The organism is Macrococcus sp. DPC7161, from assembly GCF_004117835.1.
Classification (GTDB): domain Bacteria; phylum Bacillota; class Bacilli; order Staphylococcales; family Staphylococcaceae; genus SDSC01.
The window spans coordinates 127,512-148,973 of the sequence record NZ_SDSC01000004.1; the positions used below are offsets into that span (position 1 = coordinate 127,512).

18 protein-coding genes are annotated in these 21,462 nt (G+C 32.0%); 12 read left to right on the forward strand and 6 right to left on the reverse strand.

The window, feature by feature from the left end; translation table 11 throughout:
- The first annotated feature begins 138 nt into the window (after positions 1-138).
- The 5 genes from ER639_RS07400 to ltaS all read left to right on the forward strand — a co-directional run bounded on the left by ER639_RS07400 (position 139) and on the right by ltaS (position 5,849).
- Entirely contained in the window at positions 139-711 is a 573-nt protein-coding gene (locus ER639_RS07400) for an anthranilate synthase component II (protein ID WP_129065144.1), read from the forward strand.
- Positions 695-2,446: a bifunctional chorismate-binding protein/class IV aminotransferase gene (locus ER639_RS07405; RefSeq protein ID WP_164993389.1), complete on the forward strand. Its 1,752-nt coding sequence runs from the start codon at positions 695-697 to the stop codon at positions 2,444-2,446. The genes ER639_RS07400 and ER639_RS07405 overlap by 17 nt, the downstream gene beginning before the upstream one ends.
- 59 nt (positions 2,447-2,505) lie before the next feature.
- Positions 2,506-2,724, forward strand: coding sequence for a hypothetical protein (locus tag ER639_RS07410; protein ID WP_129065146.1), 219 nt, complete (start codon positions 2,506-2,508; stop codon positions 2,722-2,724).
- A gap of 71 nt (positions 2,725-2,795) precedes the next feature.
- Entirely contained in the window at positions 2,796-3,746 is a 951-nt protein-coding gene (locus tag ER639_RS07415; RefSeq protein WP_129065147.1) for a 5-oxoprolinase subunit C family protein, read from the forward strand.
- 162 nt (positions 3,747-3,908) lie between these two features.
- Positions 3,909-5,849, forward strand: a complete 1,941-nt coding sequence (gene ltaS, locus ER639_RS07420) for a polyglycerol-phosphate lipoteichoic acid synthase LtaS (RefSeq protein ID WP_129065148.1) — start codon at positions 3,909-3,911, stop codon at positions 5,847-5,849.
- A 70-nt stretch (positions 5,850-5,919) separates the two neighbouring features.
- On the opposite strand, the gene ER639_RS07425 is transcribed toward ltaS, so the two are convergent.
- Positions 5,920-6,732 (reverse strand): ZIP family metal transporter, encoded by an 813-nt coding sequence (locus tag ER639_RS07425; RefSeq protein ID WP_129065149.1) that lies wholly within the window; start codon positions 6,730-6,732, stop codon positions 5,920-5,922.
- 105 nt (positions 6,733-6,837) lie between these two features.
- Here ER639_RS07425 and ER639_RS07430 point away from each other — a divergent pair, with 105 nt between their 5' ends.
- Positions 6,838-8,715 carry an ABC-F family ATP-binding cassette domain-containing protein gene (locus tag ER639_RS07430; protein ID WP_129065150.1) on the forward strand — a complete coding sequence of 626 codons (1,878 nt, stop codon included), beginning with the start codon at positions 6,838-6,840 and terminating at the stop codon, positions 8,713-8,715.
- A 5-nt stretch (positions 8,716-8,720) separates the two neighbouring features.
- Positions 8,721-10,484, forward strand: a complete 1,764-nt coding sequence (gene recQ / locus ER639_RS07435) for a DNA helicase RecQ (RefSeq protein ID WP_129065151.1) — start codon at positions 8,721-8,723, stop codon at positions 10,482-10,484.
- A 40-nt stretch (positions 10,485-10,524) separates the two neighbouring features.
- Here recQ and ER639_RS07440 read toward each other — a convergent pair whose 3' ends face one another.
- Positions 10,525-11,052 (reverse strand): hypothetical protein, encoded by a 528-nt coding sequence (locus tag ER639_RS07440; protein WP_129065152.1) that lies wholly within the window; start codon positions 11,050-11,052, stop codon positions 10,525-10,527.
- Positions 11,053-11,268: 216 nt separating this feature from the next.
- Here ER639_RS07440 and ER639_RS07445 point away from each other — a divergent pair, with 216 nt between their 5' ends.
- The 5 genes from ER639_RS07445 to ER639_RS07465 all read left to right on the forward strand — a co-directional run bounded on the left by ER639_RS07445 (position 11,269) and on the right by ER639_RS07465 (position 16,401).
- Positions 11,269-12,186, forward strand: a complete 918-nt coding sequence (locus ER639_RS07445; protein ID WP_129065153.1) for an ABC transporter ATP-binding protein — start codon at positions 11,269-11,271, stop codon at positions 12,184-12,186.
- A 1-nt stretch (position 12,187) separates the two neighbouring features.
- The gene (locus ER639_RS07450; RefSeq protein ID WP_129065154.1) at positions 12,188-13,705 is read left to right on the forward strand and encodes an ABC transporter permease/substrate-binding protein; all 1,518 of its coding nucleotides are present in this window, start codon (positions 12,188-12,190) and stop codon (positions 13,703-13,705) included.
- A gap of 14 nt (positions 13,706-13,719) precedes the next feature.
- Entirely contained in the window at positions 13,720-14,787 is a 1,068-nt protein-coding gene (hisC, locus tag ER639_RS07455; RefSeq protein ID WP_129065155.1) for a histidinol-phosphate transaminase, read from the forward strand.
- Positions 14,788-14,855: 68 nt separating this feature from the next.
- Entirely contained in the window at positions 14,856-15,389 is a 534-nt protein-coding gene (locus tag ER639_RS07460; protein ID WP_129065156.1) for a 5' nucleotidase, NT5C type, read from the forward strand.
- A gap of 112 nt (positions 15,390-15,501) precedes the next feature.
- Positions 15,502-16,401, forward strand: a complete 900-nt coding sequence (locus ER639_RS07465; protein ID WP_164993390.1) for a diacylglycerol/lipid kinase family protein — start codon at positions 15,502-15,504, stop codon at positions 16,399-16,401.
- Positions 16,402-16,484: 83 nt separating this feature from the next.
- Here ER639_RS07465 and ER639_RS07470 read toward each other — a convergent pair whose 3' ends face one another.
- The 4 genes from ER639_RS07470 to ER639_RS07485 all read right to left on the reverse strand — a co-directional run bounded on the left by ER639_RS07470 (position 16,485) and on the right by ER639_RS07485 (position 21,433).
- Positions 16,485-17,984, reverse strand: coding sequence for a peptide MFS transporter (locus tag ER639_RS07470; protein WP_129065158.1), 1,500 nt, complete (start codon positions 17,982-17,984; stop codon positions 16,485-16,487).
- Positions 17,985-18,194: 210 nt separating this feature from the next.
- Positions 18,195-19,703, reverse strand: a complete 1,509-nt coding sequence (locus ER639_RS07475; RefSeq protein WP_129065159.1) for a peptide MFS transporter — start codon at positions 19,701-19,703, stop codon at positions 18,195-18,197.
- Between the two features lie 181 nt (positions 19,704-19,884).
- Positions 19,885-20,385 carry a preQ(1) synthase gene (gene queF / locus ER639_RS07480; RefSeq protein WP_129065160.1) on the reverse strand — a complete coding sequence of 167 codons (501 nt, stop codon included), beginning with the start codon at positions 20,383-20,385 and terminating at the stop codon, positions 19,885-19,887.
- Between the two features lie 172 nt (positions 20,386-20,557).
- On the reverse strand, positions 20,558-21,433 hold the full coding sequence (locus ER639_RS07485; RefSeq protein ID WP_129065161.1) for a DMT family transporter: 876 nt from the start codon (positions 21,431-21,433) through the stop codon (positions 20,558-20,560).
- Positions 21,434-21,462: the final 29 nt, after the last annotated feature.

The following is a 21,462-nucleotide window of genomic DNA, read 5'->3' on the forward strand; positions in this document are numbered from 1 at the left end:
GACATCTAACCCTAGCAAGATGTCAAATCTAGTTTTTTATAGAGGGTATAGGCTAGGAACCTCTCTTATTGAATTCGCTACTCATTGTATCAGAAAAAAAGGTATACTTAAAGTATTAGTTTTTTAAGGAGAAAAAATATGATTGTCATGATAGATCACTATGATTCATTTACATATAATATTGTTCATTATATAGAACAAATAAATCCGAAGATTAAAGTGTTCAAAAGTAATGAGGTGACGATTGAACAGCTTAAACAAATAAATCCTACACATATTATCTTATCGCCAGGACCAGGGCATCCTGATGATGCAACATTAGCACATCACATTTTAGATACTTTTATTAATACTCCGATATTAGGTGTTTGTTTAGGGTTTCAAGTAATTGTCTCGCATTTTGGCGGTGAAATCATACAATTACCACCTGTCCATGGTTATAAAAATGAAATTCAATATGAGCCTGTCAGTGTGTTTCGAAATTTAAATGGTCAACAGTTTGTTGGACGTTATCATTCTTTAGGAACGAAAGCAGTACCCAATGCTTTACAACAAACTGCCGTATTAGAAAATGGCATTGTGATGGGTATTATGCACAAAACAAGACCGATTCATGGTATTCAATTTCACCCTGAATCAGTATTAACGGATGAAGGATTTAAGATGGTCGAAACATTTTTAAGTGAGGTACATGATGAAAGCAGAAATTAATTTTCAATTTAATAATGAGATGCGTCATTACCAGTTTGAACAGCCGAAAGCATCTTATTATATTTATCAAAATGAGAGAAGTAAGCTTGAAGCAATACTAGAACAAATTGAGTCATGTAAAGACTATGTCATAATGCTCATTGATTATGAAGCGGCAAAGTTATTCTCTAAAGATTATCACGTTAAACACGTTCATCATCCAATAATTGAAATTCATACGTACGAACGACCATCACAAGTTTTATTTAATCAAAGTCAAAAGGATGTTACTTTTGTATCAACAGAAGAACAATCGTCTATTATAAATAAATTGAATACGATTCAAGATGAAATCAGATTAGGTAATACTTATCAAGTGAATTATACGACGAGATTGACCGGGAATGGTGAAATTAACTATCAAATGTATCAAACATTATTACAAAAGAATAATGGAAGATATACAGCTTATTTCGAAAGAACTAATAGAAAGATTTTAAGCATGTCTCCTGAATTGTTTTTTGAATATGATCCTAAAATCAATCAATTGTTAGCACGACCTATGAAAGGTACAATGCCAGTCACAAATGATGAAGAAGAGACGAAAAGAAATTATCAATTCTTAAGAAGGTCAATAAAAGACCAAGCTGAAAATGTAATGATTGTCGATTTATTAAGAAATGATATGAGTAAAATAGCAACGAAAGGATCGGTAAAGGTACCGAAATTATTTGAAATCACGAAATATGATACCGTATTTCAAATGACCTCTGATATTACAGCTAATATAGAAAATAAAAGTATATTAGATATATTAGATGCCTTATTTCCATGTGGTTCAATTACTGGTGCACCTAAAGTATCGACAATGCAAATTATCGATCGTTTAGAATCAAGTATGAGAGGTATTTATTGTGGTGCAATTGGGCTAATCACACCAGAGAAGGAAATGGTATTTAACGTGCCTATTAGAACAATTGAAGCACGTCATGGTGATTTTCAATACGGTGTTGGTGGTGGTATTACAATCAATTCAATTCCAAACAATGAATATGATGAAATGGTTGCCAAAAGCCAAGTGCTTAACCAAATTGGCCAAGTAAAATTTAATAATGAAAGCGTAAATCAAAAAATTGATTTACCAAATGACTTTCATTTAATTGAGACAATGCGATTTGAAAAAAAATCGATTAAAAGATTAGATTTACATATGAAACGTTTAGCACAATCTGCGGATTATTTTAATATTAATATAGATATTAATGAGATAAAAATGCAATTAAACGAAGCATGTGCTTCGTTTGTGGAAAATCTAACAGAGACACTTCCAATTTTTATGTTAAGATTAACATGTGATTTGAATGGAAATGTTCTTGTTAATACGAAGGTATTACCAAATTCTGGACATGATGCTAAAATAGCTGAAATAAAGCTCACTAAACCGTGCTTTCATCAAAATAAAACGAGTGTAAGGGCACAATATGGTGATCCAAAAGAATTGTTATTACTACATTGTAATGGGGATGCTTTAGAATTTAATATCGGTAACTTAGTATATGAAATTGAAGGTGTGAAATATACACCTAAGTCAAAATATATTTTAAATGGCTGTTTTAAGCAGTCGATTCAAACCGAACTAACTGAGAGAAATATTCATATTGATGATTTAATTAAAGGTCATGGCAACGGTACAATTAAAGTGTATTTAATTAATTCATTGAGAGAATGGGTATTAATAGATAACTTGAAAATGTAGTGATAGTTTGTCAAAATAGGAAAAAGGTAATGTAGAAGTCTTCATTAAAAGGTGATGAAATGATGAATTTACTTGGCATTATAATATTAGCATTGATATTGACTTTAAGTATTAATTATATTAATCGACATATTATAAAATTATTTGAAGCGAATAACATAAAGCAAGCACTGATAACAACGTATGTGACGTTAGGTTGTTCGATAATCGTTGTTTCGTTAATGACCTTATTAATGAGGAATATGGTGATTGATTTTGCAAAAGTGTTCTATCGCTAGATAGGACACTTTTTTAAGTCTTAAGTCCGATGAAAAAAATAAAAATATGTATAAAATTATAGGAGAATATAATGTCTATTGTTTTTGAAACGCCAGGAATGTATACAAAAGTACAAAATATTTCAAATATCGATACAGCCTATCAATCATTAAATGGTCCAGGAGATGTTCTTGCTGTTCAATTAGGCAACGCCTTATTAGGTAATCCTGTTGAAAGTCCTGTAGTAGAAATGATGTTTGTAGCGCCAACGATTCAATTTAGAGAACGAACATTAATCACATTAACAGGTGCTGACTTTAAAGCATATACACAAGATAAATCATTAATGACATACAAAGTGTATTTAATGGAAAAAGGAGATAGACTCTATTTCAAACAACCTAAAAAGGGTGCAAGAGCTTATCTAAACATCGCCGGTGGCATCAATTGTTTTCAGAAAGATTGTGAACATACAATTCAATCAGGGGATCGCTTAGAATTTGAACGTAATTATTCGCCATTGCAAAAGCGTATGATGGAAAACTTAGAAAAAACAAAGGCCAGTGCATGGGGTGTTGATATGTATGCACTAAGTAGATTGTACTATTCTGATGTTTTTCATATTTTAAAGACTAAAGATAGCGAACATTTGTCATTTGAACAGCAAATGACGATGATGAATGATATTTATAAAGTGACGAATCAATACGATCAGTCTGGTTTTTATCTTGAAGGTGAACTGCTAGGTAATCATCAATATGACATGCAATTGTATGAAGCAATTTGTGGTGGCATTCAACTAGACCCGAATGGACAATTGATTATTCATTTAAAACATCATAAAACAATTCATTATCCAATCATTGCTACAATTGTGCCGTACCACTTAAATAAATTGGCACAAAAAAGACCCGGTTCAAAATTGTTATTCAAGTGGATTACTGAAGAGGAAGCATTACAACTTCAAAAGAATTATGAAGCTTGGGTTAAATCTGTTTTAAAACAAATTCAATATATGCATGATTTAGAAATGAAGAAATAAACAAATTACACTTTTTAAAAACTTTTAATACATTTTCCTTGAAATTTTCATGAAAACAGTATAAATTTATATATTGTACATACAAAGTTTTATTACAATAAGATTACAAAATATAAATTAATGTTAACTTGATTAACGTCGGAAAAATAATGGAGGAAAGCAATGAAACAACGAAAAATTGGTATCTTTATGTTTTTGTTAATGACGATTGCAACCGTTGCTATCAAAACATACTTTGCTTATTACGTAGATCTATCACTTGGAGTCAAAGGGATTGTTCAAAATTTAATATTATTAATGAATCCATATAGTTTAGTCGCTTTTATATTAAGTACTTTACTATTTTTTAAAGGGAAAAAAGCATTTTGGTTTGTGTTTACCGGAGGGTTTTTATTAACGTTTCTACTTTATGCAAACGTTGTATACTTTAGATTCTTCTCTGATTTCATTACTTTCAGTACGTTAAATCAAGTAAGCAATGTAGAATCAATGAGTGGCGCATTATGGAGTTCATTCGAATGGTATGACTTCGTATACTTTATTGATACAATTATTTACTTATTCTTATTACTATTTAAACGTGATTTATTCAGTACAAAGTCATTTAAGAAAAAATATGTACCAGTATTAATGGGTGTTTCTGTTGCATTGTTTTTCTTAAACTTAGCATTTGCTGAATCAGATCGTCCGGAATTATTAACAAGAACATTTGACCATAAGTATTTGGTTAAATATTTAGGACCATTCAACTTCACTGTTTACGATGGAGTTAAAACGATTCAAAACAATCAACAAAAAGCATTAGCAAGTGAAGATGATTTCTCAAAATTACGTTCTTACACAAAAACAAAATATGCTGCACCAAATAAAGCAACATTTGGTATTGCAAAAGAGAAAAATGTGATTAAAATTCATTTAGAAAGTTTCCAAACTTTCTTAATCAACAAAAAAATCAATGGTGAAGAAGTAACGCCATTTTTAAACAGCTTATCTAAAGGTGATAAAGACTTCACTTATTTCGATAATTTCTTCCACCAAACAGGACAAGGTAAAACTAGTGATTCAGAGTTAACGATGGATAATAGTATTTATGGCTTACCTCAAGGATCGGCTTTTAGTTTAAAAGGTGATAATACTTATCAATCTTTACCAGCAATCCTACATCAACAACAAGGTTATACAACATCAGTAATGCATGGTGATTACAAAACGTTCTGGAACCGTGATCAAGTTTATAAACATTTTGGTGTAGATAAGTTTTATGATGCAACATATTATGATATGTCAGAGAAAAACTTAGAGAATTTAGGATTAAAAGATAAAGAATTCTTTAAAGAATCTATACCATATTTAAAAGCTCAAAAAGAACCATTTTATTCACACTTAATTACATTAACAAACCACTATCCGTTTACTGTATCTAAAGAAGATGCAACGATTGCATCACCTAATACAGGTAATCCAACAGTAGATGGTTATATTCAAACAGCAAGATATCTAGATGAGTCATTAAAACAATTGTTTACTGATCTTAAAAAAGAAGGCTTATACAAAGATTCAGTAATTATTATTTATGGTGACCACTATGGTATTTCAGAAAACCATAATAAAGCAATGGCAAAATTACTTGGTGAAGAAATCACACCTACGAAATTTATGGACTTACAACGTACTGGTTTATGGATTAAAGCACCAGGATTACAAGGTTCAGTTAACCATACTTACGGAGGTCAAGTGGACGTAGTACCTACAATCTTACATTTATTAGGTATTGATTCTAAACCATACGTATTGTTTGGAACAGATTTATTCTCTAAACAACATAATGATACAATTGCATTCAGAAATGGTGACTTTATTACACCAACAATTAAAGCCATCAATGGTGCATATTATAACAACAAAACAAATCAAATGATTACAGACGAAGCAACGAAGAAAAAAGCAGAAGCGATTAAACGTCATGTAGAAAAAGAATTAGAAATGTCAGATAGCTTATTAAATGGTGATTTATTCAGATTTGAAAAAGATTCAAAAGCATTTACAAAAGTGAATCCTTCAAAATATGAATACAAGAACGGTAAAGTATCTAAGTCAAACTAATAAGACTAAAAATAAGGATAATAACAATAAGAGGAAGAGACACCATGTCTCTTCCTCTTTTTTGATTTGTTTATCCTAACGCCACATCTAAAATCATCATAATTGCAAATCCAACCATTAATCCTAAAGTGGCTAAGTCAGTATTGTCTCCAGATTGTGATTCTGGTATGAGTTCTTCAACGACAACGAATATCATCGCACCTGCAGCAAAACTTAAAGCATAAGGAAGTAAAGGTGTGATTAATAATACTGCAAATGCACCAATACATGCTGCTATTGGTTCAACGATTGCAGATCCTTGACCTAAATTAAATGCACGCCATTTTGATTTACCTTCACCATGGATTGGTAATGATAAAGCAGCACCCTCTGGTATATTTTGAATACCGATACCGATAGCAAGTCCGATAGCACCCATTAACATCGCTGTATTATCAGTCACCACACTACCAAATGCAACACCTAATGCCAATCCTTCTGGGATATTATGAAGGGTAATGGCTAGAAAGAGTAATGTAGATTTTTTTAAATTTGTTTGTGGTCCTTCTAATTGATGTCCTTCGCGTGCTTTCGGGTGTAAGTGAGGGATTACAATATCGAGTAGGCGGATAAATATGCCTCCACTTAAAAAACCTATCGTAGCAGGTAGCCATGCAATATTGCCAGCACGTTCACTAAATTCAATAGCAGGTGCTAGAAGAGACCAAAAACTTGCTGCAATCATTACCCCAGCTGCAAAGCCTTGCATCGTGTTTAGTAATTTGTTATTTATTGTTTTAACAAAAAATACGACAGACGCACCTAGTGCTGTCATGCCCCATGTAAACAAACCGGCCAATAGTGCTTGAATGACTTGCGATTGTCCACTAAACCAATCAATCATAAGTGCCTCCATTCTAAAAAAAGTGTATAATATATTATTACAGTTATTCGTATTATATCAAATCAATGATTTAGGGGATACTAAATTTTTTAAAGGAGTCACCTTGTGGAAGCATACAAAATTGAACATTTAAGTAAACAATATGGAATAAAAACGATTTTAAATGATGTAAGTTTATCTATATCGGATCAAGATGTCATTGCATTGGTCGGTATTAATGGGACAGGAAAAAGTGCATTATTAAAATGTATTGCAAATATAGAAGATCACTCAGGTGTTGTCACACACCCTAAAGGTTATAAAATTGAATATGCAGCACAACAGCCTACTTTAGATCCAAATTTATCTATTACAGATAACGTATTAGATGAAAATCATCCTGTGATGCAGTTGTTCAAAACATATAATCAACTACTTAAGAAAATTGAAACAGACACTAACGAGGAGTATTTGACACAACTCAGTAATACACAAGAACGTATTGAGCAACTTGATGGATTCTCATATCGTGCTGAAGCTGAATCAATATTAACAAAGCTTGGCATACAAGATTTGAGTGCACCTATAGAAGCTTTAAGTGGTGGTCAAAGAAAACGTGTTGCCCTAGCAAAAAGTTTATTAAAAAAGCCAGATTTACTTTTATTAGATGAACCTACTAACCATTTAGATTTTGAATCTATAGAATGGTTAATTCATTATTTAAAACAATATAAAGGTGCTGTCTTGGTTGTAACACATGATCGCTATTTCTTAAATGAAATTACGAATCGAATTATTGAATTACGTGACGGTAAGTTGCGTTTTTATACAGGTAATTACGAAAGTTATATCGAACAAAAATCAACACAAGAAATCATTGAAGAAAACCAAAAACAAAAAGAAAAACAATTGTATAAACAAGAGCTCGCGTGGATGAGAGCGGGTGTAAAAGCGAGAACAACGAAACAACAAGCAAGAATTGATCGTTTTAGCGACATTGAATCTAAAGTTAAATCTCATCAAACAAAAGAAACGATGGAAATTAATCTTGCGAACCAACGTCTAGGTAAACAAGTATTTGAGTTTGTGAATATTGGGATGCAATTTAACGACAAAGTTTTATACAAAAACTTTAATACAATTGTTCAAACATCGAGTCGAATTGGGATTGTTGGACAAAACGGCACCGGTAAGTCAACTTTACTGAATATCATTTCAAATCAATTATCACCTAGTAATGGAGAAATGATTACAGGTCAAACGGTTAAAATTGGTTATTATAAGCAAGAAGAAATGAAATTGAATGAACGCATGCGTGTGATTGATTTTTTACGTGAAATCCAAGAAACTGCAAAAACTGCTGATGGCACTAAAATATCTGTAACACAACTTTTAGAACGATTTTTATTCCCTTCGCATATGCATGGCACCTATATTGAACGTTTAAGTGGAGGAGAACGTAAAAGATTATATTTATTAAGTTTATTGATTCAAGGACCGAATGTCTTATTACTTGATGAACCGACAAATGATTTAGATACAGAAACATTGACGATTTTAGAGGACTATTTAAATACATTTAATGGTGCAGTGATTACAGTAAGCCATGATAAGTACTTTTTAAATAAAGTTGTTGATCGTTATTGGTATATTCATGATGAGATGATTGAAGTTTTACTTGGAGATTTTGATGATTATTTAGAAAAGAAAACGCAAGTTCAAGAGCAACAAGCAAAGGCAAAGCAAGAAGGAAAGCATATCAAGATTGATGTGCCACAAAAAGAGAAAAAACGTGTTTCATATAAAGATAAGTTGAGATTTGAAGCATTATCCGAATTAATAGAAACATTAGAAACAGAAATAGAATCCATAGATAATCAAATTGCACAAGAAACAACCAATTATGATAAGTTAAATCAACTTACTTTATTACGTCAAGAAAAAGAAGCAGAATATGAAAGTGCATTTGAAGAATGGGACGTTTTATCTGAAAGAATGGAGTAGTATGAATGTATGACGTATTAGAACGATACTTTGGCTATACGTCCTTTAGACCCGGACAAGAGCAATTGATTCAAAATGCAATGAATCAAGTTCCCACACTAGGCATATTACCGACAGGTGGGGGAAAGTCTATTTGTTATCAAGTTCCTGGCTTAAAAAAAGGCGGCTTAACACTAGTTATCAGTCCGTTAATTTCGTTAATGAAAGACCAAGTAGATCAACTACAGGCTGCAGGCATAGAGGCAACGTATTTAAATTCGACATTAAAGGTGAATGAAGTTAAAACTATCGAAGCTGGTTTAAAAGCGGGAAGATTTCAATTTTTATATGTTGCACCAGAACGTTTTTCACAAAAAAGCTTTATCTATTTATTACAAAGTTTAAATATTACACTAGTTGCATTTGATGAGGCACACTGTATTTCTAAATGGGGACATGATTTTAGGCCGAGTTATAGAGAAGTTGTACAAAATGTATTAATGTTACCCCAACCATTTACAATTATGGCATTAACAGCTACTGCAACGATAGATGTCAAAGAGGATATTTGTCAGTTATTAAATATTCAAAATGAACACGTGATTGAAACGAGCACTAAGCGTGAGAATTTATCTTTTCAAATCGATCCAACTTATCAACGTAACTTATTTATATTGGATTACATTAAGTCTCACCCAAAAGATTCAGGGATTATTTATACTTCAACAAGAAAGAACGTAGAAGTTATTAGTGAATTTTTAAAGACAAAAGAGATTAACCACACCATTTATCATGCGGGTCTCTCGAAGCAAGAAAGAGACCATAATCAGCACTTATTTGTAATGGATGATGTGCCTATAATGATTGCGACTAATGCATTTGGAATGGGGATTGATAAGTCTAATGTAAGATTTGTTATTCATTATAATTTACCACAAGATTTAGAAAGCTATTATCAAGAAGCTGGACGTGCTGGGCGTGATGGATTAGAAAGCGAATGCATTCTATTATTTGCTGATCAAGATATTCGTTTGCAAGAATTTTTTATTTCTAGAACTGGAAATGAAGAAATACAAACTTTAAAAAAACAAAAGCTCAATAAAATGTTACAATATACAAAAACAAAACAATGTCTACAAGCAACGATCATTAATTACTTTAATCCAGAAGAACAATTATCGAAATGTGGGAAATGTACGAATTGCTTACACCAAGAAGAAAATTATGATATGACGATTGAAGCCAAAAAAATTATCAGTTGTATGATACGTCTAAAAACACCTATTGAAAAATCAATATTAACACAATTGTTAAGAGGTGAATCAAGTGCATATATTCAAAATCATGACTTCGATAAAATTAAAACATTTGGTGCGATGAAGTCTTACGCATCTAAGCAAGTACAAATATTTATAGAGACCCTTTTATTTAATGGCTATTTGTTAGAAGTTGATGGTAAGTTAATATGTGATGCATCAGTTACTGATATCATAAAAGATAAGCAATCCATTTGGACGTATTATAAACCACTTGAATACAATGAGCGTGTAGAAATTTCTACATTACATGGTATGGATGAAGGGTTATTCGACACTTTAAAACAAGTTCGAAAATCTTTAAGTAATGACTTAGGCGTGCCACCATTTACGATTTTCTCAGATAAAACGTTACAAATATTTGCGACAAGAAAACCAAAATCAAAAGATGAGATGATTTTAATTGATGGTGTTGGATCATATAAATTAAAGCACTATTGCCCTAAATTTATTGAGGCCATTGCAACTTATTAAATAAAAACCGAGTATGGTCTATTCCATACTCGGTTTTGTGTTAATTTGTAGGTTGTTCTTGTGGTTGTGTTTCAGCTGTAGGCTCTGTAGGTTGTGTATTTTCTGTTGATGCAGGTTGTGATTGTGTTTGTGTTTCAGGTTGTGCTTGAGTTCCAGGTTGTGGTTGAGGCTGTGCTTGAACTTGATTTTCAGCTTGAACAGGGTTTGGTTGTGCTTGTTGTACTTCTGTCTGTGTTTCTTGAGTTACTGGAATTTGTTCAGTTTGTGTTTCTGTTTGAACAGGTGATTCAGCAGTTACAGGCGTTTCATTTGTAACATTTTCAGATTCTTTTGTTTTTTCTTTGACTTTTTTCTTATCTTTCTTTTTCGTCTCTTTTTTCTTATCTTTCTTTTTCGTCTCTTTTTTCTTTTCGGCCTTTTCTTTAGCTTCATTTTTCACAGCTTTGTGAATTTCTTCCTCTTGTTTCTTTATTTCTTGTTGTTTATTGTGTTGGTATGAATAAATAATAAAGGCTGCAAGAGCAACACTAACAACGATAAATAAAATTTCAAATAGCTTTTTACTCATAAAGAACCCCTCACTATTAGTCTGTAGTAATAGTTTACTAAATCTCATATCAATCGACAAGTACCATAGTTTTTTAAAAATATAATATAATGATAGACCAATTAATAGTCTGACAGCTAAAAAATAATGATAAAAAGTCATAATATTTGTTATTACGCTTTGATTTAGGTTATATGTAAATGATGAAACTATTTATAAATAATGAAGAGGTGGCACATGATAAAATTTGATCATGTTTCAAAAGCATACGGAGAAAATACAGTAGTAAAAGATATTAGTTTTGAAATTAAAGAAGGCGAATTTTTTGTATTAATTGGACCGAGTGGTAGTGGGAAAACGACAACACTCAAAATGATTAATCGATTGATTGAATTAACGGATGGCTATATCTATTTTAAAGGTCGCCCTATTAGTGAGTATCAATTGGATGAAATGAGATGGGATATAGGCTATGTATTACAACAAATTGCCTTATTTCCTCATATGACAATTCGTGAGAACATGATGCAAGTGCCTTTAATGAAGAAATGGCCAACCAAAAAGATAGAAGATGAAGTTAATCGATTATTAAATATGGTAGGTTTAGATGCTGAAACATATAAAAATAGATATCCTGATGAATTATCTGGTGGACAACAACAACGTGTAGGTGTCGTACGTGCTTTAATGGCAGATCCTCCGCTTGTATTAATGGATGAGCCTTTCAGTGCATTAGATCCTATCAGCCGTGAAAAATTGCAAGATGATTTATTGAAGTTACAAAATGAAATCCACAAAACGATTGTCTTTGTAACGCATGATATTGGTGAAGCACTAAAATTGGGTGATCGAATATGTTTAATGAATGAAGGTAAAATAGAACAAATAGATACACCGGAAGGATTTATCAATCATCCTAAAAATGAATTTGTGCAATCTTTTATGGGTGACTATTTAAACACGCATAAATATGCTAGAAATGTTATGAATCAAGATGTTACACCTGTAGAAATCAGTGTACAAGCAAGTGATCCGATTCAAGTTGTGTATGACCATCTTGCTAAAGTACCAAAAATCAATGTAATCGAATCGAATAAGATTATTGGATCGATTACGCAACAAGATGTCATTCGCAGTTTGAGTCAGGAGGGTTAACATGGGCACATTTATGAATGTATTAAACGAACGTAAAAGTGAATTATTGAGCACTTTATTTGAGCATATTCAATTGTCCTTTATTGCACTTTTAATCGCAACTTTAATTGCCATTCCTTTAGGGATAGTATTAACGAGAAAAGAGCGCATAGCAGAAGTCATTATTAATGTAACGGGTGTATTGCAAACTATACCATCACTTGCACTATTAGGTTTGATGATTCCGATATTCGGCATCGGTAAAGTGCCTGCGGTCATTGCATTAGTTATTTATGCACTGTTGCCAATTTTACGTAATACGTATACAGGTATTAAAGAAGTAGATCCATCATTAAAAGAAGCATCAAGAGCCCTAGGTATGAACACTTTTAGAAGGTTATCTAAAGTTGAAATCCCGATTGCAATGCCGGTGATTATGGCAGGAATTAGAACGGCAATGGTATTGATTATTGGAACAGCAACGCTTGCGGCGTTTATTGGTGCTGGTGGATTAGGCGATTTAATACTACTAGGCATCGATCGCAATGATACGAATGTATTATTGCTTGGCGCAATTCCTGCAGCCATTTTAGCAATCATTTTTGACTTTATATTAAGACGTATGGAGAAATTGAGTTATAAAAAAATGTTAACGATTATTGGAACTACATTTTTAATTTTCTTAATCATTTCTTTAATGCCATTATTGAGTGGTGGCAAAGATAAAGAAATTACTTTTGCAGGTAAACTCGGGACAGAACCTGAAATCATCACTAATATGTACAAAATCATCATCGAAGATAAAACAGATTTGAAAGTGAATGTTAAACCTGGTCTTGGTAAGACATCATTTTTATTTAACGCTTTGAAATCAGATAATATTGATGGTTATTTAGAGTTTACCGGTACAGTTTTAGGAGAAATTACAAAGGAAACGCCTCAATCAAGTACCGAACAAGCTGTATTTAAACAAGCAAATGACAGTATTAATAAAAAATATGACATGTCATTGTTGAAACCGATGCAATATAATAATACATATGCTTTAGCAGTCAAAAAATCATATGCTAAAGCACATGATTTGAAGACAATTAGTGATTTAGAGAAAGTAAAAGATGAAGTGCGCGCTGGATTTACTTTAGAGTTTAATGACCGAATGGATGGCTACAAAGGGATTCAAAAGAAATATGGCATTAAGTTTAATCAAGTCAAAACAATGGAACCTAAAATCAGATATCAAGCCATTGAATCTGGTAAAATTGACTTAATGGATGCCTATTCAACAGATGCAGAGTTAAAAAAATACGATATGGTCGTTTTAAAGGATGATAAGCATTTATTTCCACCATATCAAGGTGCACCATTATTAAAAAACAGTACCATCAAAAAGTATCCAGAGGTTGTTAAAGCATTAAATACTTTGTCTAATCAAATCACAGATGAAGAAATGCAAGCGATGAATTATGAAGTTGCCTATAAAAATAAAAAAGCAAATGCAGTTGCAAAAGCATACTTAAAGAAACACGGATTCATCCATTAACGAGGAGTGATATCATGAAACAACAACTAGAACAACTTCAAGTATATTCAGCAGGGATGTCTGAAGCAGCATTAAAGAAAAAAACAGGATATACTGGATTTTTTACGAAGCTTGCCTCAAATGAAAACCCAATTGGACCTTCTAAAAAAGTAAAAGAAGCAATCGTTAATGCATTACATTCTGGCTTGAATTTAAGTGAATATCCAGATTCAGAGGCAACGCAATTAAAAGAAGCTTTAGCTAATTTTTATGGCATTCAAAGTGAACAATTATTTGTGGGTGCTGGCTTAGATGAAGTGATTATGATGATTTCAAGAGCTGTGTTAACACCTGGTGGTGAAATATTAACGAGTGAAGGAACGTTCGTTCAATACAATACACATGCAATCATTGAAGCAAATGAAATTGTAACTGTACCGATGCAACAAGGACGATTTGATTTAGATGCATTTCTTCCAAAAATTTCTGATAAGACAGGTATCATATGGATTTGTAATCCAAATAATCCTACAGGAACATATGTGGATGAAACGACTTTAGTAAATTTTCTAAAACAAGTACCTACACATATTCCTGTTGTATTAGATGAAGCGTACTTTGAGTTTGTTGATGCACCTGATTTTCCTAATACATTGCATTTACAAAAACAATTTAAAAATATCATCATCTTAAGAACGTTTTCGAAAGCTTATGGGTTGGCAAGTTTTAGAGTTGGATATGCGATTGCGTCAAAAGAAAATGTTGATGTATGGAATAAGGTGAAGTTACCCTTTAATGTAACTACGTTAAGTTTAATCGCTGCTGAAATCGCCTTAGAAGATCAAGCCGCATTAAAAACTTATGTGAAAATGAACAATAAAGAACGTGAAAAGTACTTTAATAGTAAAGTCAGTGAACATTTTTTACCGAGTCAAACGAACTTTATCTTTGTAAAAACTGATGATCCAGAATCGCTAAATCAACTGTTACTTCAGCATGGCATTATTGCACGACAAATGCCAATAGGTGTGCGTATTACAATTGGCAAACCTGAAGACAACGATATTGTTATTCGAGCATTGGAATCATTCTTTAAAGCTTAATTTATCCAATGTTTCATATTGTTACGTTATAATAGATATAAGAATGATAAACGATAGGAGTCAAAACAATGAGAGAATCAATCGCAATTGATATGGATGAAGTTTTAGCGGATACACTGAAAAAAGTCATTTTTCAATTTAATGAAGCGACAGGTTTAAGTATTGCAGAACAAGATCTTTATGACAAGAAGTTAAGAACAGAGTATCCTGAGCATGTAGATGCTCTAAATAACTTGTTGTTAGATAAGTCATTTTTTAGAGATTTAGAAGTCTTTCCAGATGCGGTACGTGTGGTAGAAAGATTAAACGAACACTACGATGTTTTTATTGCAACAGCTGCAATGGATGTACCGACTAGTTTTGATGCAAAGTATGCTTGGTTAAGAGAACATTTTCCATTTTTAGATCCACAACATTTTATTTTCTGTGGTTATAAAGGGATTGTTGCAACGGACTATTTAATCGACGATAATCCAAGACAACTGAAAGCATTTAAAGGTACTGGTATTTTATACAATGCAATTCATAACCAAAGCGTTGAAGGATATACAAGAGTAAATAGTTGGAAAGATATTGAACAATATTTTTTAGCTGATAAATAATAGCCATTTAGAAATAATCTTTAAAATGTTTATTTCTTAAGAAATCGGTAATAGTTTAATAATAAATCGAAATCATCCAAACCATTGGATGATTTTTTTGGAGGTCTTTTTGATGAAGTTTAAACGTGGGATATTATTTTATCATGATAGCGCTGGGCAAGGTGATGTTAATGATATTATTGGAGAAGTCACAAAGAACTTATCAAGAATGGTAGATGAACTGTTAATATTTCGTAGTACTGAAAAGGGTAATATATATGATTATATTCAAGATAAATCAAACACGAATGATTTAGATATTTTAATGATTCTTGGTGGTGATGGTACTGTCCATGAGTTAATCAATGGTGTGATCGATGCTTCGTTAGATATTCCAATAGCAATATTACCTGGAGGTACCTTTAATGATTTTACGAAAAACTTAAATTTAAATCCAAATCCTATTATGAGTTCAGAGCAGTTATTAACGGCAGAGCTAAATGAATATGATGTTATTCAAGTGAATGATCGATATGCACTTAACTTTGTTGGCTTTGGACTTATCGTTGAAAATGCTCAAAATATTGATCAAGAAGCTAAAAGTAGAATTGGGAAGTTCAGTTATTTATTCTCAACCATCAAGACCATTACAAATCCAACATTTTTTGATTATCAAATAACAACTAATCAAAATATTTACGAAGGTAAGTCATCTATGATTATAGTAGCAAATGGAGAATTTGTAGGCGGCAATCGTATACCACTAACAGAACTTTCACCTCAAGATGGCAAACTGGATGTGTTTATATTTAAGGAAAGTGGTTTGAAATTGTTTGGCGAATTAATGAAAGAAAAGTCGGTAACCAATTGGAATGATATTAGTCGAAATATAGAACACATTTCAACGACTGAATTGAAGATTGAGACGAGCAAGACGATGGATGTTGATTTAGATGGAGAAATTGATATTATAACACCATTAAATATAAAATTGATTCCAAAAAGATTAAACATACTAACCGCTCAAATATAATAAAAACCGTAAGTTACGATTTACTAATCCTAACTTACGGTTTATTTTTATTTAGTATTAAAAAATTAACTTATAATAAATGCTTAGTGAATACCATGCATTTTTTTAGATACCCATTTATTAGATAATAATAATATTAAGAATAAGGCCATTGCAATGCCACCAAGTAATAAGAAGTAGTTGAAGTAGCCCATTGGTTCAACTAATTTTACTAACTGTGCATTTAATGCTTGTGCAGTTGCATTTGATAAGAACCATAAACTTAACATTTGTGAGTTGAATGCTTCAGGTGCTAATTTAACACTTGTAGCAGAACCAGTTGGAGATAAACATAATTCACCAACGACACAAATTAAGAATGAAGCAACTAACCACATTGGATTAATTAACTTTTCACCAGACGCCATAGGCACTAACATGATTAAGAAACTTAAACCTGCAAGAAATACCCCAATTGTAAATTTAATCGGTGTTGAAGGATTGCGTTTACCAAGTTTAGTCCATAACGCTGAAATAAATGGTGCTAATAATACGATAAAGAATGGGTTAATTGATTGGAACCAAGCTGCTGGAATTTTGAAATCGATGCCCATAGATTTACTTAAATCTAACTGTGTACGTGTATCCGCAAATACAGCTAATACGTTAGCCCCTTGTTCTTGGATGCTCCAGAAAAGTACTGATGCTAAGAATAAAGGAATATATGCAATTAATCGAGATTTTTCGATTTCATTAACATCTTTACTGCGATACATCGTTGTCCAATAAATGATTGGTAAGAATACACCTAAGAATGTAACGACCATAGAGAACGTTTTGAATGTTAAAATGCCTGCTAAAATTAATCCAACGATTAATACGATTAATACACCACCAACAATCGCAAACATTTTACCATAACGTTTCTTTTCTTCATCATTTAATGGGTTAGTTGGTTCTAAACCAACTAATGCTAATGATTTACGGTTAAAAATAATATAAACGATTAATGCTAGTGCCATACCAATGGCTGCTGCTAAGAAACCAATATGATAGTTGTATTTCTCTTGTAACGCACCAACAACTAATGGTGATACGAATGCACCCATGTTAACTGACATGTAGAAAATAACAAATCCAGCATCCATACGATCATCGTTCTTGTGGTAAAGACCACCTAATACGTTTGAAATGTTTGGTTTCATTAAACCTGAGCCTACAATGATTAAGAACATAGAAGCTAAAAATGCAGGAATACCAAATGGTAAGCTCATTGCGATATGACCAAACATGATTAAAGTTGCACCTGTCAATAAGGCTTTACGTGAACCTAAAATACGGTCTGCTAACCAACCACCGAGAATACCAGTCATAAAAATCAATGCACCGTACATTGAACCGATACTCATTGCAGTCGTTTGGTCCATACCAAGACCGCCTTTAGCCAATGTTGCATACATATAGTATACTAAAATGGCACGCATACCATAGTAACTAAAACGTTCCCAGAACTCTACAAAGAATAAAATTCCTAATCCTTTAGGATGTCCAAAGAACCCGGTTTGAGGCACACTTTCAACTTGCTGTTCGCGTGTGTACTTCATAAATATCACCTTTTTCTGTTTTTTAAATTTTTTGACAACTTTTAGATTGCTCAAGTCATATTTTATCATTTAATATTTTTTATACAATATATTCATGAATATACAGAATATTAAAAAAACATCGACATTATCAAATTATGATAATGTCGATGTTTTTTTGTAAATGCGTTTATTGAAAAATTATACATGCATGAATAAATGTGCAGTTTATTAGTGGATACCACGCATGAATTTCTTCATAAATGGACTAACGAGTAATAAAATAACACCTAATCCTAACGTTACTAAACCAATATTGTTGAAATATTGATATTTTTCAACTGAATCATAGTAATCTACTAATTTAGCATTCACAATTTGTGCAACGGTATTTGCTAAGAACCAAATACTCATCATTTGTGATGTAAATGCTTGTGGTGCTAGTTTTGTCGTTGTTGATAATCCTACAGGTGAAATACATAATTCAGCCATTGTTACTAATAGGTAACTTAATACTAACCAAATTGGATTCATTAAGTGCCCACCGTGTGTTAATGGATATACCATTACTAAATAACTGAATGCTGCTAAAAATAATGCAATACTAAACTTAACAACTGTTGGTGGATTAAAACGACCTAATTTTACCCACATCCATGCAAATAATGGTGCTAAAGTCACGATAAATAATGGATTTAACGATTGGAACCAAGCAGCTGGAATTTTAAAGTCAATTGCACCATTCGTTAATGTGTGTAAATTTAATTGTGTGTTTTTATCAGCGAACGTCGCTAATACTGTAGAACCTTGTTCTTGAATACTCCAAAATGCAACGGCAGCAAAGAACAATGGAATGTATGCAATAACGCGTGCCTTTTCATCAGATGTTGCTTTTTTTGATAATAACATTGTAATGAAATAGAAAAACGGTAAGATAATACCTACAATTGATACTAAGTTCATGAAACTTTTTAATGATAAAGTGCCCATTGCAGCAGTTGCAATAAAGTAAATTGCGACAACAGCAATGATAATACCAACAGTAGTCATTGTTTTTTTCTTTTCTTCAGGCGTAACTGGGTTAGGAATATCTAGTCCAGATAAACCAAGAGTTGGTTTTGCTCTTAAGATATAAACCACTAATCCAAAGAACATACCAATAGCTGCAACCATAAATCCTGCATGGAAACCAACGTTTTCTTGTAACCAACCAACGAATAGTGGTGAGATGAATGCGCCTAAGTTTATACTCATTACGAATAATGTGAATGCAGAGTCTACTTTAGGATCATTTTTATGATAAAGTTCACCAACGTTTGTTGAAATGTTAGGTTTAAGTAAACCTGTACCTAATATAATGAATAAAAGGGCAGCTAATAATAATGTAAAGTTATTTGGTAATGATAATAGAATGTGACCAATCATAATTAGAACTGCACCAAAAAGTATCGACTTTCGTGTGCCGATGAAGCGGTCAGCTAACCAACCACCAATAACACCGCTCATATAAATTAAAGCACCGTAAATTGATACAATTTGCATCGCAAGTGCATCAGGAAGTCCGAAACCTCCATCTTTAACTGAATAGTATAAGTAGTAAACTAAAATTGCTTTCATTCCATAATAACTGAATCGTTCCCAAAACTCAGTTACCATAAGCGTAAACAGACCTTTTGGATGACCAAAGAAACCAGTACGTGGCATACTGTTTACGACTTCTTCACGAGTATGTGATGCCATAAATAAAAACCTCCATATATAATGTGCAATATTTAAAAATTTTAAATGCAATATTGATATCATACATGACTTCTTATTTTTTGACAATTCAATTTTTTACAAAAGATATGTTTATAGAATAAAATGCATAAAAATAAAGCATAAGATAGTAACAATATCTTATGCCTTATTAACGCATTAATTATCTGTTATTAATGTTTTCTGGATATAAATCGTGGTTCATTAAACGGTATTGCGCCATTTCTTCATATTTCGTTCCTGGTCGACCGTAGTTTGTATATGGATCGATTGAAATGCCACCACGTGGTGTGAATTTGCCCCATACTTCAATATAATGTGGATCCATTAATTCAATTAAGTCATTCATAATGATATTCATACAATCTTCATGGAAATCTCCGTGGTTTCTGAAGCTGAACAAATATAGTTTTAGTGATTTAGATTCAACCATTTTAATATTTGGAATGTATGAAATATAAATTGCAGCGAAATCAGGTTGTCCTGTGATTGGGCATAAGCTTGTAAATTCAGGGCAATTAAATTTTACAAAGTAATCGCGGCCTTGGTGTTTATTATCGAATGATTCTAAGATTGATGGATCGTATTCGTATAAATATTTGTTGTTTTGATTACCAAGTAATGTGATGTCTTGTAACTCGTCTTTTTGTCTTCCAGCCATAATAGCCTCCTAAAATTTTTTATTGATTGCTTTTCTTTTTTCTTTCTCATTTAGAGCTTCTCAATGCTTTTTTATTTTATTTTACAAGATGATGTATACAAAGCCAATTGTTATTCATTCACCAATCGTATATAGAGACTGAATAAGGATATATTAGTTAAATAGTGAAAGGCATTTAATGATTTTCTTTAGTTTGTTGTATACTTGCTTGTTTCACCTTCATAAACATATAATAACTTGCAAAGAAAATGATAAAGTAACCGATGAAGCTAAATACATCTGGTACTTGTTTAAAGATAACGAAACTGATGATTGCACTGAATAATACTGTAGAATAAGTAAAAATTGAAATGTCTTTTGCAGGTGCATAATGATAAGCAATTGTAATACCGAATTGTCCGATGGTTGCAAATACACCTGATAATAATAGTAGTATAGTTTGTTTCATTGTCATGGGTTGATAATTTAAGAGTACCATTGGTAATAATACGATTGTTGAAAAGAAGCTAAAATAAAATACAGTTGTATAAAATTTTTCTCGTGGTCCGAGTATACGTAACATTGTATAAGCAAGGCCAGCAAATATTGCTCCCAAAACACCAACTAATGCCACCATCATATCACTACTGAAACTAGGTTTAATGATAAATAATGCTCCGATAAATCCAACAATAATTGCATACATTTGATACTTCTTAATCTTTTCACTTAAAAAGAAACTACAAAATAAAATCGTAAAGAACGGGCTTAATTTGTTTAACATATCGGAATCACTTAAAACCATTTTATCTATAGTATAATAATTGAGTAAAACACCAAAGAGTCCAAATGTGCTACGTAGAATAAGCACTTTTTGGTTTTCTAATCTTCCAAATAATCTATCTTTCGTTTTTATTACAATAATTAATGGAATGATCATGCCCACAATATTTCTAAATAGAGATTTTTGTATCACAGGAATATCTCCTGACAATTTTACAAAAGTGCCCATTAAACTGAATCCGAGAGAAGCGATTAATAAAGCGATAATACCTTTTAATTTGGGGTTCATAAAAATCTCCTCACTAAACATCAAAATGT

What these genes read in the sequence shown, in the direction of transcription:
- ER639_RS07445 (WP_129065153.1), top strand. Translation starts at nt 11,269, where the DNA reads ATGATAAAATTTGATCATGTTTCAAAAGCATACGGAGAAAATACAGTA.
- ER639_RS07450 (WP_129065154.1), top strand. Translation starts at nt 12,188, where the DNA reads ATGGGCACATTTATGAATGTATTAAACGAACGTAAAAGTGAATTATTG.
- ER639_RS07475 (WP_129065159.1), bottom strand. Translation starts at nt 19,703, where the DNA reads ATGGCATCACATACTCGTGAAGAAGTCGTAAACAGTATGCCACGTACT.
- ER639_RS07415 (WP_129065147.1), top strand. Translation starts at nt 2,796, where the DNA reads ATGTCTATTGTTTTTGAAACGCCAGGAATGTATACAAAAGTACAAAAT.
- ER639_RS07485 (WP_129065161.1), bottom strand. Translation starts at nt 21,433, where the DNA reads ATGAACCCCAAATTAAAAGGTATTATCGCTTTATTAATCGCTTCTCTC.
- ER639_RS07400 (WP_129065144.1), top strand. Translation starts at nt 139, where the DNA reads ATGATTGTCATGATAGATCACTATGATTCATTTACATATAATATTGTT.
- ER639_RS07460 (WP_129065156.1), top strand. Translation starts at nt 14,856, where the DNA reads ATGAGAGAATCAATCGCAATTGATATGGATGAAGTTTTAGCGGATACA.
- ER639_RS07470 (WP_129065158.1), bottom strand. Translation starts at nt 17,984, where the DNA reads ATGAAGTACACACGCGAACAGCAAGTTGAAAGTGTGCCTCAAACCGGG.
- ltaS (WP_129065148.1), top strand. Translation starts at nt 3,909, where the DNA reads ATGAAACAACGAAAAATTGGTATCTTTATGTTTTTGTTAATGACGATT.
- ER639_RS07410 (WP_129065146.1), top strand. Translation starts at nt 2,506, where the DNA reads ATGATGAATTTACTTGGCATTATAATATTAGCATTGATATTGACTTTA.
- ER639_RS07465 (WP_164993390.1), top strand. Translation starts at nt 15,502, where the DNA reads ATGAAGTTTAAACGTGGGATATTATTTTATCATGATAGCGCTGGGCAA.
- ER639_RS07440 (WP_129065152.1), bottom strand. Translation starts at nt 11,052, where the DNA reads ATGAGTAAAAAGCTATTTGAAATTTTATTTATCGTTGTTAGTGTTGCT.
- recQ (WP_129065151.1), top strand. Translation starts at nt 8,721, where the DNA reads ATGTATGACGTATTAGAACGATACTTTGGCTATACGTCCTTTAGACCC.
- ER639_RS07425 (WP_129065149.1), bottom strand. Translation starts at nt 6,732, where the DNA reads ATGATTGATTGGTTTAGTGGACAATCGCAAGTCATTCAAGCACTATTG.
- ER639_RS07405 (WP_164993389.1), top strand. Translation starts at nt 695, where the DNA reads ATGAAAGCAGAAATTAATTTTCAATTTAATAATGAGATGCGTCATTAC.
- hisC (WP_129065155.1), top strand. Translation starts at nt 13,720, where the DNA reads ATGAAACAACAACTAGAACAACTTCAAGTATATTCAGCAGGGATGTCT.